This window comes from Pedobacter sp. MC2016-15 (assembly GCF_026239695.1).
Taxonomy (GTDB): Bacteria; Bacteroidota; Bacteroidia; order Sphingobacteriales; family Sphingobacteriaceae; genus Pedobacter.
The window spans coordinates 61,838-76,153 of record NZ_JAPIVS010000005.1; the positions used below are offsets into that span (position 1 = coordinate 61,838).

The following is a 14,316-nucleotide window of genomic DNA, read 5'->3' on the forward strand; positions in this document are numbered from 1 at the left end:
CAGATATTTGCTTATATTGATTCCGGAAGAAAAAAGCTTTGGCCTAATGATGATGGCTAAATTTTACTTTATCCAAAGTCCCTGTGTTCATGAAATTCGGTTTGCTTATATTATTGTTTTTCTGCTCATTTTGTCTTTGTGCACAGCGCCTGGATGTAAAGGATTATGGAGCTATTCCAAACAGCCTCAGTGATGCTGTGCCGGGGGTCAAAAAAGCAATAGCGGCTTGTCCCCAGCAGGATGGATGTGTAATCAGCTTCCCTGAAGGAAGGTATGATTTTTGGCCTGAGCAGGCAGAAGAGCATATTTACTTTATCAGTAACTCTTCAAGCGCGGAGGAATACCCCGAAAAAAAGCAAAGGGCCGGATTGTATTTTAAAGGACTCAAAAACATGGTCATTGAGGGAAACAACTCGCTGTTTGTGTTTCATGGTAAAATGATCAGCTGGATATTTGATCACTGTGAAAAGATGCGGCTGCAAAATATCCGGATTGACTATGAGCGCCCGGGGATGTCAGAGATGACGATCATGGAGGCTACCCCGGGAAGTATTACTGTAAAGGTACATCCCGACAGTAAATTCAGGGTAAACAATGGGACAGTTGTGTGGTACGGAGAAAACTGGATCACCCAAAACTTTCATGCTGTTCTCGCTGATACTGTTACAGGGGTAAACAGGGAAGTAGAATGGGAGGCTTTTGAGCAAAGCAAAGCGGAAATACTCTATCCGCAGATTCTGAGGTTTACAGGAGTTTTTTCCGGATTTAAAGCGAGTCCCGGTCAGATACTGACTGTGCGCGACCGCTATAGGGATTATGTAGGTGCCTTAATCAACCGGTCAAAAAATGTGTACCTCCAAAATGTACACATGCAGTTTATGCATGGCCTGGGTATAATCTCCCAGTTTTCTGAAAACCTTTATTTCGATAGTGTCTTCATAGAACCGGCAAAAGGCAACGGCAGGGCGATGGCATCATCGGCAGATGGGATGCACTTTTCTGGTTGCAAGGGTCAGATCCTTATTGATCATTGCCGCTTCCGTGGTTTACATGATGATGCAGTGAATGTGCATGGAACACATTTAAAGATCACAAAATTGATTTCCCCGCGATCGGTAACACTTCGCTTTATGCACGATCAGACCTATGGTTTTGAAGCCTTTATCACTGGGGATAGCGTGGCATTTGTGCATCCTGCATCATTGCGGATCTTCGAAACCGGAGTAGTGAAAACCGCAAGGCTGATCTCAGAAAAAGAAATCCTGGTAGAATTTACTGGCGCTGTGCCTGCCGGACTGAAAGTAGGAGATGTACTCGAAAATACAAGCTGGACACCGTCCCTGACGTTGAGAAACTCCCGTATAGAAGGTACGAATACCCGGGGCCTGCTGGTGACTACAAAGAGAAAAGTCCTGGTAGAAAACAATATCTTCTTTCGCACGGGTATGCATGCCATCCTGATTGCAAATGATGCCCTAAGCTGGTTTGAATCCGGGCCGGTGACAGATGTGATGATCAGGAACAACGTCTTTGAAGATTGTGCCTATAATAACTTCCCGGATAACTATCCAATCATGATTTCGCCTCAGAACAAAAAACTGATCAAGGGTTACCAGGTGCATAAAAATATCCGGATCATCAATAATGTTTTCAGGGTATACGATTATCCTTTATTGTCGGCCGCAAGTGTCAATGGCTTAACCTTCAGCGAAAATACAATCGTACAAACTCATTTTATGCCACCTGGTAAAAAGAGACCAGTTTTTCAGTTGAAAGGCAATACAGACGTCAGGATCAGCAAAAATCATTTCTGAGCAGCCTTCGCCAAATCTTGTTCGACCCTGAACTTCACTATCCGGCTAACCAGTTCCAGCGGTAATGCCTGATCAATGGGAAACTGTACCGAACCTTTCGCATGTTTATATCCTGTGAGCTCATCAGCAAAGGCGGCAATGCCCGCTGCACCCGGGTAAAAACCAATATGGTGCTGGTATCCTGCAAAGTGAACCAGATTGCCTTTGAGCTTAAAGGTAGGGATCTGGTAGCTGATCGTCTCTGTGGCTGCCGGAGCGGCTTCCCCGATAGTTTTTCTCATTGCCTGAAGAAGCACCTGAGTTTCTTTCGGGAAAGCTGCAATATATGCATCAATAGTGGTAGGTTTTGACTGATCCGGGGTCATGAGTTTAAGCTGTTTTTACCGGTCCGATAGGCAAAACAACGCGTCCATAAACTTCGTTGAGTACGTTAGCGATCCCGGTGTAGATGGCAGAGGCACCACAAATAATTCCTTCATATCCTGCCAGGTGTTCTATAGCAGGATTACCTGTAACTTTACCTGCAACCAGTAAAAAGAACAGGATGGTCAGAGAAGCAAACACAAATTGCAATGCGCGGTTTAAGCGAAGTGTGCCAAAGAACAGCAGGAAGGTAAAAACACCCCATACAGCTAGGTAAGCAGCCATTGCTCCTGCAGAAGTTGGGGCAACCCAGCCCAGCTTAGGCATCACCAACAGGCCAACCAGCGACAGCCAGAAGAATCCGTAGGAGGTAAATGCAGTGAGTCCGAAAGTGTTGTTCTTTTTTGCTTCGATAATCCCGGCGATCACCTGCGCCAGTCCGCCATAAAAGATGCCCATTGCGAGGATCATTGAGTTCATCTCAAAAAATCCGGCATTGTGAATGTTCAGCAGCACGGTAGTCATGCCAAAAGCACAAAGTCCTAATGGTGCTGGATTCGCAGTCTCGTTCACCACGGCTACAATTTGGGGAGTAGTTTCTGTCATACAAGTAATAGTATTTGGTTAAATTTCTAATCCTAAATATAACAAATTATGTCGCGGAAATGCAAATTTACTGGATCTGCCGCTGCGCTTGTAATTTATGATAAGTGACATAAGAGATGATCAGCAGAACAAAGAAGACCACAGGGAAATACCACATTGATGCAAGCCCGTCAACGGCAAGATGGGCAATAGCGGCGGAGATAAAATCGATCCCGAATGCCACATATACCCATTCCTTAATCATTCTTGGAAAAAAAGGAAGGATGAGGATAATGCCCCCGATAAATTTCCCAATACTCAGCTCATAATGAAACCATAGCGGAAGACCCAGATGTGAAGTGCCTTCCAGGGCCATTTTACTGCCAATGTAAAAGATTCCAGGTAGGATAAATGCAGCAATAATACCCGTGCTGACCCAATAAAGGATTTTTGTGCTTTTGTTTGTTGAACTCATAAAAGATTATTTAAGGTTTGATAAATATAATTCGTCATCACACGATTACAGCGGTGCAGAAAAGCCAATGAAGAGGGTGGAATGAGACAATTTTTAACATTTTTTAACATATATATCTGACATTTTTTTATTGAAAAATGGATATACTTTATAAGTTTGCCGTATCTAAAAAGTAAAGGATTAATGGAAGAATTAAATTCATCGTATACAACGGATATCAGGGCTGTGAATGAAATGATACAGCGTGAGAGTGCTTTTGTGGATCTTTTGAAAATGGAGATGGACAAGGTGATTGTCGGTCAGAAATATATGGTAGAACGCCTGCTGATCGGTTTACTTGCCGATGGGCATATCCTGCTGGAAGGTGTCCCGGGGCTCGCGAAAACTCTCGCTATCAATACTTTGTCAAAAGCGATACAGGCCGATTTCAGCAGAATTCAGTTTACGCCAGACCTGCTGCCGGCGGATGTGATCGGAACGATGATCTACAACCAGAAGAAAGAAGAATTTGTGGTAAGACAGGGGCCGATATTCTCGAACTTTATTCTTGCCGATGAGATCAACCGTGCTCCGGCCAAGGTTCAGAGTGCTTTGCTCGAAGCCATGCAGGAAAGACAGGTGACCATTGGCGACCAGACTTTTCCGCTGCCTGCGCCCTTCCTGGTGCTGGCCACGCAAAACCCAATTGAGCAGGAGGGAACGTACCCTTTGCCTGAAGCACAGGTAGACCGTTTCATGCTGAAGGTGGTGATCGGTTATCCAACCAAAGAAGATGAAAAAAGAATTGTAAGGGCAAATATCGCCCCTGGCGGAATGCTGAAACCTAATGCCATTGTACACCCCGATGATATTATCAGGGCACGTAAGGTGGTGAAAGAGGTATACATGGACGAAAAGATAGAACAGTATATCATAGATATCGTTTTTGCCACGCGTTTCCCGGATCAGTATAAACTGGAGAACTATAAAAACCTGATCAGTTTCGGGGCCTCACCAAGGGCAAGTATCAACCTGGCATTGGCGGCGAAGGCTTATGCTTTTATCAAGCGAAGAGGTTATGTAATTCCTGAAGATGTAAGAGCAATCTGCCATGACGTACTGAGACACCGTATCGGGCTGACATATGAGGCCGAAGCGGAGAACATGACTACTGAAGATATCATTACCGGTATTTTAAATGCAGTAGAAGTACCTTAACAGTCATTCCTGTAATCTATTATGGCAAGAGACACCAAAGAGCTGCTAAAAAAAGTACGCAAGATTGAGATCAAAACCCGCGGACTGAGCAACCACCTGTTTTCTGGAGAGTACCACTCTGCTTTTAAGGGTAGAGGTATGGCTTTCAACGAAGTAAGGGAGTACCAGGCTGGAGATGAAATCAGGACGATCGACTGGAATGTGACGGCGCGTTTTAACCACCCTTATGTGAAGGTGTTCGATGAAGAGCGGGAGCTGACAGTGATGATCCTGATGGATGTGAGCGGATCTGAAAACTTCGGTACGCAAAATCAGCAGAAACAGGATCTTGCTACAGAACTTTGTGCAGTACTGGCATTTTCTGCGATTCAGAACAATGATAAGGTAGGGGTAATATTTTTTTCAGACCGTATTGAAAAGTTTATCCCTCCAAAAAAAGGACGCAGCCATATTTTAATGATTATCAGGGAGCTGATCGATTTCAGACCGGAGAGTAAGGGTACGGATATTGCCGAAGCGCTGCGCTATTTTACGGGTGCCATCAAGAAGAAATGTACAGCCTTTATTTTGTCTGATTTTATGAGTCCTGCATTTGAGCAGCAACTGAAACTAGCCAATAAGAAACACGATGTGATCGCTTTACGCCTGTATGATAAGACAGAAGAGGAGTTTCCGGATCTGGGACTGATCCCGGTGAAGGACGAAGAATCGGGAATGCTGTCCTGGGTGAATACCAGCGATAAAAAGGTCCGGGATGCTTTCCGGGCCGAGGCAGGGAAAAGAAATGCCTTGCTGAAAGATATATTCACCAAATCTGGTGTAGACTTTACTTCAATAGGCACACATGAATCTTACATAAGCCCATTGAGATCACTATTTAAAAAGCGGGAACGCAAACGTTAACAGAATATATGACCAAGCATTTTAAATATATCCTGGTATTCCTGGTTGTCTTTGGTATGAAGGCGGCTGCACAGGATATCCGTGCGGTTGCCAAACTGGATCAGTCGGCCATTCGTATTGGCGACCAGACGAAGTTGCACCTTACGATTTACCAGCAGGCAAAGGATCAGTTTAGCTTTCCTGCACTGGCCGATACCCTTGCGGGAAAACTGCAGATCGTAAGCACTGCTGCGCAGGATACGATCCGTGATCAGAACAATCCTGAGAAAATTACTGTGACCAAAAGTTTTGTAATCACTGGTTTTGATGCCGGAACCTATACGATTCCTTCGTATGAGTTTAAGGGCAAGGCGGGATTGCTGAGGACAGAACCGCTGCAGCTGCTGGTGCAAACAGTGAAGGTGGATACTACAAAAGCAATTTTTGATATCAAGCAACCGCTGGCTGTATCATATACTTTTACCGACTGGCTGAAAGACAACTGGCAGCTGGTGTTGTTTCCTTTGCTGGGGATACTGCTGATTGTCGCTGCGGTGTATTACTGGCTGAAGCGTAAGAAGGATGTACCGGTAAAAACTGTCCCTAAACCAGGTTTGCCTGCACATACAGTGGCGCTGGATCAGTTGAAGGCGCTGAAGGAGAAAAAATTATGGCAGCAGGAGCAGGTTAAGGAGTATTACAGTGAGCTTAGTGATGTGCTGCGTGAATATATCGAGAAAAGATATGCGATCAAAACGTATGAAAAAACTACTGATGAGATCCTATCCGGGTTGAAATATGCTGATATCACAGCTGAAAACAAAGCTACGGTACAGGACTTGCTTACCCTGGCTGATTTGGTGAAGTTTGCAAAACAGAAACCTGTAGCGGTAGAAAACGAACGCAGCATCGAAGATGCCATGCTTTTTGTATCAGCAACCAGGAAAATCATTACAGAGGGAGGTGCCGGTGTTTAGGGAGACAGAATTTGCTAATCCTGGTTTTTTCTGGCTGTTGCTGCTGATTCCGGTAATGGTGGCTTATTACATCTGGAGGGAGCAAAAGTTACAGGGAAGTCTGAGTATTTCTGCCGTCAGCGGGTTTTCGCTGGCCAATAAGAGTATCATTCCGCGGTTGCGCCACCTCGGACTGGTGCTGAGGTCGCTGGCATTGCTGGCACTGATCATTGCTTTGGCCCGTCCACAGTCGGCTTTAAGCTGGCAAAATTCCACTACACAGGGTATCGACATTGTAATCGCTTCAGATATCTCCGGCAGTATGCTGGCTGAAGATTTTAAGCCCAACAGGCTGGAAGCGGGGAAAAATATTGCTATAGATTTTATCAAGGACAGACCTGACGACAGGATCGGCCTTGTGGTATTCAGTGGCGAGGCTTTTACACAATGTCCGCTAACGATCGACCATGATGTGCTGATCAATGTGTTTTCTGCGGTTAAAAACGGAATGGTAGATGACGGAACGGCCATAGGTATGGGATTGGCGACAGCGGTTAACAGGCTGAAAGACAGTGAAGCTAAAAGCAAGGTGGTGATTCTGTTAACTGACGGTTCAAATAACGTAGGCTCTATCCCCCCGGTAACGGCCGCGGAAATTGCAAAACAGTTTAATATCAGAGTATATACAGTGGGTATTGGTACTAGGGGATATGCGCCATATCCGGTGCAAACCCCGGAGGGTATCCGCTACCAGAATATGCCTGTAGATGTTGATGAAGGAACGCTGACTAAAATTGCCCGTACCACGGGAGGAAAATATTTCAGGGCTACCGACAATCAAAAATTGAAAAACATTTATGAACAGATCGATAAATTGGAAAAGGCGAAGATCGACGTGACACAGTATCATAAAAAAACTGAGGTATTTTTGCCCTTTGCACTAATTGCACTGGTTCTTCTACTCTCGGAGTTTATACTTAAAAATACTTTGCTGAAGGGGGCTTTAACATAATAGGATGTTACGTTTTGCACATATAGAATTCTTGTGGGGGCTGGCGGCTATCCCATTGCTGGTTATTCTGTTTCTGGTTGTCAGCAGATGGAAAAAGAAAGCTCTTGCGCGACTGGGAGACCGTAAGGTAGTAGATATGATTATCCCTGAGGTATCATTCTCAAGGCCCTGGCTCAAGTTTATTCTTTTTATTATCGCTTACGTGCTGCTGGTGATAGGTATCGCCGATCCGCGGATTGGTTCCAGGGTGGAGGAGGTTAAACAGAAGAGTGCAGACCTGATGATACTGCTGGATGTTTCCAACAGTATGCTGGCTCAGGACATCGCCCCCAGCAGGCTTGAAAATGCGAAACGCTCCATCGCACAGCTGATCGACAATCTGCACAATGACCGTATAGGAATTATTGTCTTTGCCGGCGAAGCTTATGTACAGCTGCCTGTAACGACGGATTATTCTGCTGCCAAATTGTTTCTAAATACTATTACTCCGGATATGGTGCCCACGCAGGGAACGGCGATAGGTGCGGCAATAGATCTGGGAATGCGGTCGCTTGATTTCAAGAATGGGACGGGTAAAGCAATGATCGTAATTACAGATGGTGAGAACCATGAAGATGATGCTGTGGCAGCTGCTAAAAATGCCGCGGATAAAGACGTTATGATCAATGTGATCGGGATTGGCTCCCTGCAAGGAGCGCCGATGCCTGTCTATGAGAACGGAAAGGAGAAAGGTTTCCGTACAGACAGCCTGGGCAAAACTGTGTTGAGCAAGCTGAATGAAGAGATGGGCAAAGAGGTGGCTATCGCTGGAAAAGGAGCTTACGTGAGGGCCACCAATGCCAATGGTGGTATGGAGATCGTGCGTGACCAGATAGCCAGGGTGCAGCGTAAAACAGTAGATTCACGGAATTACAAGGATTATGAAGACCGCTTCCAGTTCTTCCTGGGACTGGCCCTGATCGTTTTATTGGCAGAGTTTTTTATCTCTGCCCGCAAAAGCCAGCGTCTCAGCAATGTGAAGCTGTTTGAAGTGAAGTCGCCTACACCGGCTGCAGGAATGAGACCAAGTCAGAACAGGATCAACACGGGAAGGAGCAGATAAATTGATAAACATGAAGTATTTACTGATCATATCATTGTTTTTATTACAGACTCCCCGGCTGTTTGCACAGCAGGGGAAACGTTATATCAAAAAGGGCAATGATCTGTATAAACAGCAGAACTATGCCGAAGCAGAGGCTAACTATCGTAAATCTGTGTTGCAGAAAACTCAGAATCCCCAGAAGGGGCAAGCGATTGAAGGAAATTTCAATTTAGGAGATGCCCTGTATAAACAAAAGAAATTTGCAGATGCAAGGGAACAGTTCAGCCAGATTGCCGGCTCTCCGGAACAGAGCAGGGATGTAAAAGCACAGGCATATCACAACCTCGGAAATTCCTTTGTCAATGATAAAAAGCTGGAAGAAGGGATAGCTGCGTATAAAAAAGCACTGCTTAACAATCCAAAGGACGAGCAAACGCGCTATAATCTTGCCTATGCGCAGGAAATGCTGAAAAAACAGCAGCAGCAGAACAAGGATAATAAGGACAAGAATAAGGATCAGAAGAATAAGGATAACAAAGACAAAAAAGAGCAGGATCAGAAGAATCAGGACAAAAAAGAGCAGGATAAGGATAAAAAGGATCAGCAAAATAAAGATAAGGATCAAAAGGACCAGAAACAGGAGCCAAAACCTCAGCCCGGTCAGTTGTCTAAGGAGGATGCCCAGCGCATGCTGGATGCGATGAATAACAATGAGAAGCAGACGCAGGATAAATTGAAGAACAAGAAATTCAAAGGAGAAAAAGTACGTGTCGCTAAAGACTGGTAATACTGTTATGTATCAAAAAATGAATTATATCCTGATACTGCTGCTTTTTTGTACAAACCTGTCGTTTGCACAGGATCTGAAATTTACAGCAGCGGTAAGTTCGGCACAGGTTGCTACCGGAGAGCAGTTTGAAGTGCAATTTGCAGTAAATGGAAATGGTGATCGCTTTACACCGCCCAGCTTTGAAGGTTTCCAGGTGCTTTCGGGGCCCAATGTGTCAAACAGTATGACCTCCATCAATGGCAATACGACAATCAGTATTGCCTACAGTTATATTCTTGCTGCGATCAAAGAGGGTAGTATCACTATTGGTTCTGCCAGCATGACCGTTAATGGCAAACGTCTGCAGACAAATCCCATACGCATGACTGTAGTTAAAGGGCAGCCTGTCCAGCAAAATCAGGGTCGGAATGCAGCCGATAACACTATTACTGATGGAAGTACTGCAGATCTTTCCAAATCCCTGTTTCTCCGTGCTGTGGCTGATCAGACGACTGTATATCAGGGGCAGCAGGTGCTGCTCAGTTATCGCCTGTACACGCGTGTAGGTATTGTTGACAGCAGACTGGATAAATTGCCGGACCTCACGGGTTTCTGGAGCCAGGATGTGAAAGAAAACCAGCAGCAGGCGCAGTGGAGGGTAGAAACTTACAAAGGTCAGAAATATAATGTTGCAGATGTGCGCCAAAGCATTCTGTTCCCGGAGCATTCGGGTGATATCAAGATCGCTCCCTTTGAGATGACTTTTATAGCAAGGGTGGCGGAACCTTCCAATGATATCATGGACCAGTTTTTCGGAAGCCCGTACAAGGATGTCAAACACAACACGAAAAGTGCGCCGCTGGTGATTCATGTGAAACCCCTGCCGGAAAATGGTAAGCCTGCAGGATTTACCGGTGCCGTAGGCAAGTTTAGTATGACGGCAGATCTCGATAAAACTGAATTGAAAGCCAATGAATCGCTCACGTATAAGGTAAGAGTTACCGGCTCCGGAAATATCAAATTGCTGAAAGACCTGAGTGTGAATTTTCCGCCTGATTTTGAGAAGTATGATCCCAAGATTACTGATACGGTTACCGAGACTGCAAAGGGTGTTTCGGGTAGCCGTCTATATACTTTCCTGGTTATTCCGCGGCATCAGGGTGAGTATACGATTGACCCGGTACAATTTTCTTATTTTAATCCCTCAACAGGTAAATATGTGGTGCTTTCCGGCAGTCCCTTTAAAGTGAAAGTAAATAAAGGAACAGCAGAAAGCAATGTGACTGCTTTCGCTGCTGCAGGTAAGGAAGAAGTAAAAGTACTGGATAAAGATATCAGGTATATCAAGACTGGCGATGCTGGTTTAAGTGATATCGGAAAGGGTTTTTACAAATCCTTCTGGTATTTTCTGTTGCTTGCTGCAGGACCGGCATCCTGTGTAGCTGCGTTTATTTACAGGAATAAGCAGCGTATCGCAAATAGTGACGTGGTCAAAATGAGAAGCCGCAAAGCAGGGAGGGTAGCCGCCCGCCATTTGGCCAGTGCTGAGAAACATCTGGGTGACAGGAACGAATTTTATGAAGCTGTCTTTAAAGGCTTGTATGGTTATCTAAGTGATAAGCTGAATATCTCTGTAGCAGAACTCAACAGGGAAAACATCGCTGATGAACTCCATGTACGAAAGCTTGATCCACTGCTGACTGCGGAACTTCTCACTACATTGGATACTTGCGAAATGGCACGTTATTCGCCTGTGACCTCTATGTCTGAGCAGGAAATTCTGCAAAAATCAAAAAATATTATCAATCGCATTGAAGATGAAATCTAAACGCAGCTCAGGGACATTAATTTTTTGGATCGCGCTGTTGCTGCCCATGCTTACTTACGCCGGCGGACAACCTGACAGTCTGTTTAAGCAGGCCAATGCGCAATATGCAAAAGCGCAGTACACTGAGGCACTAAACAATTATCAAAAGATCATTGCCGGTGGAAAGCATTCTGCAGCAGTGTATTTCAATATGGGTAATGCCAGCTATAAACTGGCGGATCTGCCATCGGCAATGCTGTATTATGAAAAGGCTCATCAACTTGCGCCCAACGACGAAGATATCAATGCGAATATCAGGCTTGGCAATTCGAAAATCCGGGATAAAATTGAAGAGGTGCCGGAGTTTTTCATGAACCGCTGGTGGACTTCCATTTACCTGAGTTACACTGCCAATACGATAGCGTTAATCAGCTTGTTATTCGCCTTTGCAGGCTCAGCCTTATTAATAGTTTACTTCTTTGCTCATCGCAGAGGGATCAAAAAGACCGCTTTTTTTTCCAGTCTGACTTGTTTTGCTTTGGGGCTCTTTGCAATGTTTATTCTGAGCCGTCAGGTTAGTTATTTTGAACAGCAGTACGGAATCGTATTCCATAGTCCGGTTTATGTGAAAAGTGAGCCTGCTGAAGGTTCCCGTTCACTGGTGCTGATCCATGAGGGATTGAAGGTACGAATTATCGATGTTGGACAAAACTGGGTAAAAGTAAGGCTGGCAAACGGGAGCGAAGGCTGGATCAAATCTGCAGATCTCAGAGAGATCTAAGGTTTTTCTGGTAAAACTTTCATGTTCAATATACTTTGTGCAAAGTCCTGTGTTTCCCTTTCTACAGATGGAATATCTCCCGATAATAACGCTGAAGCAATGGGATGAACTCCTGTTTTCGGCAGGCTGAGTTTTCTCTTTAATGCTGCAGGGGTCCCCAATTGTTCAAACATATCCAGCATCGCATCTACCCTTACTGTTTTGTCCTGATGCGCTTCATCCTTGTAGTAGTAGAGCATCAGTACTGGCTGCTTAATTTTCGCGAAGATATCAGGTCTGCTGGTAGTTTCCACAAATTCTTCAAGTTGAGGCAGCGCCTCCACCCGGTATTGGTTATACCAGTATTTTAACACTTCAGGTTCTTTATCATTGTTCCTGACATAATCTCCACCCTTCACCAGTCTGGCAATCTGCAGGCCCCAGGGGTCATTGAGCAGCCAGGCTGCGCTGTTATTGATTCGGATATTGGGAGAATAGAGCACAAGCGCATTTACTTCAGGATATGTTGCGGCAAGCCGGAGTGCTAGGAGGGCGCCGTTGGAAGTACCCATCAGGATTACCTTTTTCCCGATTTTTCTACCTATGGCATAAGCCTCACGTGCCGAAGTCCATATATGATCCGGTGTAAAATCCAGCATGGCATCTTTATTATTAAGTCCGCTGCCGGTCAGACGCGCGAGATACAGGTTGCAACCAAATTTCTTTGCAAAGTTACGGTGTACCGGCTCTGCTTCGCCCTGACTTGCGCCAAAACCATGGATGTAGACTACTGCATATTCTGTTTGCCCTTTGTTTAAGCTGTCTGCCCACACGATCCTGGCCTGATTATCTGGTTTGACGGGAAGGGCGGCCTCATTTGAGCTGATATGTTTCTCCAGTTTATCAATGTCCTCAGGTAGTGCCGGCAGTGATTGGTCGTAAACTGGGGTTGTAGGTTTTGGCCCTGCAACATAAGCCATAAGAAGCAGAATTACCGCAATAGCATAATAAGCCTTTTCATTTTTCATAAACTAAAGGTCTGCAAAAGGAAATATATGTAACATAGCCGAAGGTGGTGATAATCAGGTGCTGTGTTTATCTCTGAAAAACAGCGATTTTTTCTCGATACCCAGTTTTTTCATTCTTGAACTGAGTGTAGATGAGTTGATCTCCAGGATCTCTGCCGCGCCGCCCTGTCCGTATATTTTCCAGTCGCAGCGCTCCAGTACGGCCAGGATATGATCTCTTTCGTTTTCTGTAATGGTTTTCATGCTACCATGCTGTTGTTGCTGCATGCCGGAATGATGATGGGGAGAGAGTTGCAGCGAACAGATGGTATTGCCGGTAGCCAGGAGGACACTCCTTGCCATCAGGTTTTCCAGTTCCCTTACATTGCCGGGCCAGTCGTAACTGATCATCTCCCGTAATACCTCCTCAGAGATTGCAGTGATCTGCTTTCCTTCTCTGCTGGCGTGTGCTCGCAGAAAGTGATTGGCGAGCAGGGGAATATCTTCCCTGCGTTTCCGCAGCGGTGGCAGGGTAACCGGGAAAACGTTGAGCCTGTAGTACAGATCCATCCTAAATCTGCCCGAGGCTATCTCTTCTTCCAGATTACGGTTGGTGGCAGCGATGATACGTACATCAATATTTTTCTTTTTACCGCCTATAGGTTCTATCTCTTTCTCCTGCAGTACCCTGAGAAACTTGACCTGCAGATCCAGTGGCAGTTCGCCCACTTCGTCGAGGAATATTGTTCCCTGATCTGCCTGTTCAAACTTTCCCGTTCGTTTGTCGGTAGCACCCGTAAAAGCACCGCGTTCATGCCCAAATAACTCTGATTCGATCAGGCTCGCCGGAAGTGCCGCACAATTGACTACAATGAAGGGCTTCTTTTTACGTGGGGAAAGCTGATGTATGCAATGTGCCACCAATTCCTTTCCTGTACCGCTCTCTCCTAAAATCAAGGCGGAGGTGTCTGAGGGAGCAATGATCTTCACATTTTCCAGCAGCTCCTGCATGGGCTTGCTATTTCCGACAATTCCTTGAAACTCCTGTCCCATTGAGGAGGAGGGTGATTTGGATTGTACAATCTTCAGGTATTCAGCTTCTCTTTTCTGCTGATGGAGGTACCAGGCCACATCCAGCATGACCAGGACATCCTTTTCACGAAAAGGTTTTACGAGAAAACCGTATGGCCTGGTAGATTTTGCCGCATTGAGTACTTGCTTATCGGAGTTGGCGGATAAAAATACGAAGGCTATATTTCTATCATTCAATATTTTCGCGAGGTCGATACCTGTCAGTCGCCCCTTCAGCTGTATATCGAGCAAAACCAGGTCTGGCTGTCCGCGGTCGATGACTTCCAGTGCTTCTGCAACAGAGCCTGCGATAGGGCAGACCTGATATCCTGACTTCTTTAAAATAATCTTTAAATTATTGGCTTCAATAAACTGATCTTCTACAATAAGAATTTTAGCTTGCATTTCAACCTCCTTTTCTGAAAATGAAAAATATGGGTTTTGCGACACCTGTGCAAAATCCTATCAAATATAATCGTTCTTATCAAATATAGAGTACAGTTGTAAAATGATATTTTCGTAAGCGATAAATCG

The 14,316-nt window shown here is 45.2% G+C and carries 14 protein-coding genes; 9 read left to right on the forward strand and 5 right to left on the reverse strand.

From position 1 onward, the window contains the following. Positions 1-89 precede the first annotated feature (89 nt). Positions 90-1,814, forward strand: coding sequence for a right-handed parallel beta-helix repeat-containing protein (locus tag OQY15_RS15435; RefSeq protein WP_265792715.1), 1,725 nt, complete (start codon positions 90-92; stop codon positions 1,812-1,814). Here OQY15_RS15435 and OQY15_RS15440 read toward each other — a convergent pair. From OQY15_RS15440 to OQY15_RS15450, 3 genes are all read right to left on the reverse strand, one after another. Further along, entirely contained in the window at positions 1,805-2,179 is a 375-nt protein-coding gene (locus OQY15_RS15440) for a DUF1801 domain-containing protein (protein WP_265792716.1), read from the reverse strand. The two genes, OQY15_RS15435 and OQY15_RS15440, sit on opposite strands and share 10 nt — an antisense overlap. Positions 2,180-2,183: 4 nt before the next feature. After that, positions 2,184-2,783: an acetate uptake transporter gene (locus tag OQY15_RS15445; protein ID WP_265792717.1), complete on the reverse strand. Its 600-nt coding sequence runs from the start codon at positions 2,781-2,783 to the stop codon at positions 2,184-2,186. A gap of 67 nt (positions 2,784-2,850) precedes the next feature. Then, positions 2,851-3,237 (reverse strand): DoxX family protein, encoded by a 387-nt coding sequence (locus tag OQY15_RS15450; RefSeq protein WP_265792718.1) that lies wholly within the window; start codon positions 3,235-3,237, stop codon positions 2,851-2,853. A 273-nt stretch (positions 3,238-3,510) separates the two neighbouring features. Between OQY15_RS15450 and OQY15_RS15455 the strand changes: the two genes are divergently transcribed. From OQY15_RS15455 to OQY15_RS15490, 8 genes are read left to right on the forward strand one after another with little or no spacing between them, the layout of a single operon-like run. Next, positions 3,511-4,434 (forward strand): AAA family ATPase, encoded by a 924-nt coding sequence (locus OQY15_RS15455; RefSeq protein WP_347343837.1) that lies wholly within the window; start codon positions 3,511-3,513, stop codon positions 4,432-4,434. Between the two features lie 21 nt (positions 4,435-4,455). After that, the gene (locus OQY15_RS15460) at positions 4,456-5,337 is read left to right on the forward strand and encodes a DUF58 domain-containing protein (RefSeq protein WP_265792720.1); all 882 of its coding nucleotides are present in this window, start codon (positions 4,456-4,458) and stop codon (positions 5,335-5,337) included. 8 nt (positions 5,338-5,345) lie between these two features. After that, the gene (locus tag OQY15_RS15465; RefSeq protein WP_265792721.1) at positions 5,346-6,293 is read left to right on the forward strand and encodes a BatD family protein; all 948 of its coding nucleotides are present in this window, start codon (positions 5,346-5,348) and stop codon (positions 6,291-6,293) included. Then, positions 6,244-7,284, forward strand: coding sequence for a VWA domain-containing protein (locus OQY15_RS15470; protein WP_265792722.1), 1,041 nt, complete (start codon positions 6,244-6,246; stop codon positions 7,282-7,284). The genes OQY15_RS15465 and OQY15_RS15470 overlap by 50 nt, the downstream gene beginning before the upstream one ends. 4 nt (positions 7,285-7,288) lie before the next feature. Then, complete coding sequence (locus OQY15_RS15475) at positions 7,289-8,386, forward strand: VWA domain-containing protein (RefSeq protein ID WP_265792723.1); 1,098 nt, start codon at positions 7,289-7,291, stop codon at positions 8,384-8,386. 10 nt (positions 8,387-8,396) lie between these two features. Beyond that, a complete protein-coding gene (locus OQY15_RS15480; protein ID WP_265792724.1) occupies positions 8,397-9,155 on the forward strand; it encodes a tetratricopeptide repeat protein in 759 nt (252 codons plus the stop codon). Positions 9,156-9,174: 19 nt separating this feature from the next. Further along, positions 9,175-10,965: a BatD family protein gene (locus tag OQY15_RS15485; protein ID WP_265792725.1), complete on the forward strand. Its 1,791-nt coding sequence runs from the start codon at positions 9,175-9,177 to the stop codon at positions 10,963-10,965. After that, positions 10,955-11,725, forward strand: a complete 771-nt coding sequence (locus OQY15_RS15490) for a tetratricopeptide repeat protein (RefSeq protein ID WP_265792726.1) — start codon at positions 10,955-10,957, stop codon at positions 11,723-11,725. The genes OQY15_RS15485 and OQY15_RS15490 overlap by 11 nt, the downstream gene beginning before the upstream one ends. On the opposite strand, the gene OQY15_RS15495 is transcribed toward OQY15_RS15490, so the two are convergent. Both OQY15_RS15495 and OQY15_RS15500 read right to left on the reverse strand, forming a co-directional pair. Continuing rightward, on the reverse strand, positions 11,722-12,732 hold the full coding sequence (locus OQY15_RS15495; protein WP_265792727.1) for an alpha/beta hydrolase: 1,011 nt from the start codon (positions 12,730-12,732) through the stop codon (positions 11,722-11,724). The two genes, OQY15_RS15490 and OQY15_RS15495, sit on opposite strands and share 4 nt — an antisense overlap. 54 nt (positions 12,733-12,786) lie before the next feature. After that, complete coding sequence (locus OQY15_RS15500) at positions 12,787-14,187, reverse strand: sigma-54 dependent transcriptional regulator (RefSeq protein ID WP_265792728.1); 1,401 nt, start codon at positions 14,185-14,187, stop codon at positions 12,787-12,789. Positions 14,188-14,316 lie beyond the last annotated feature (129 nt).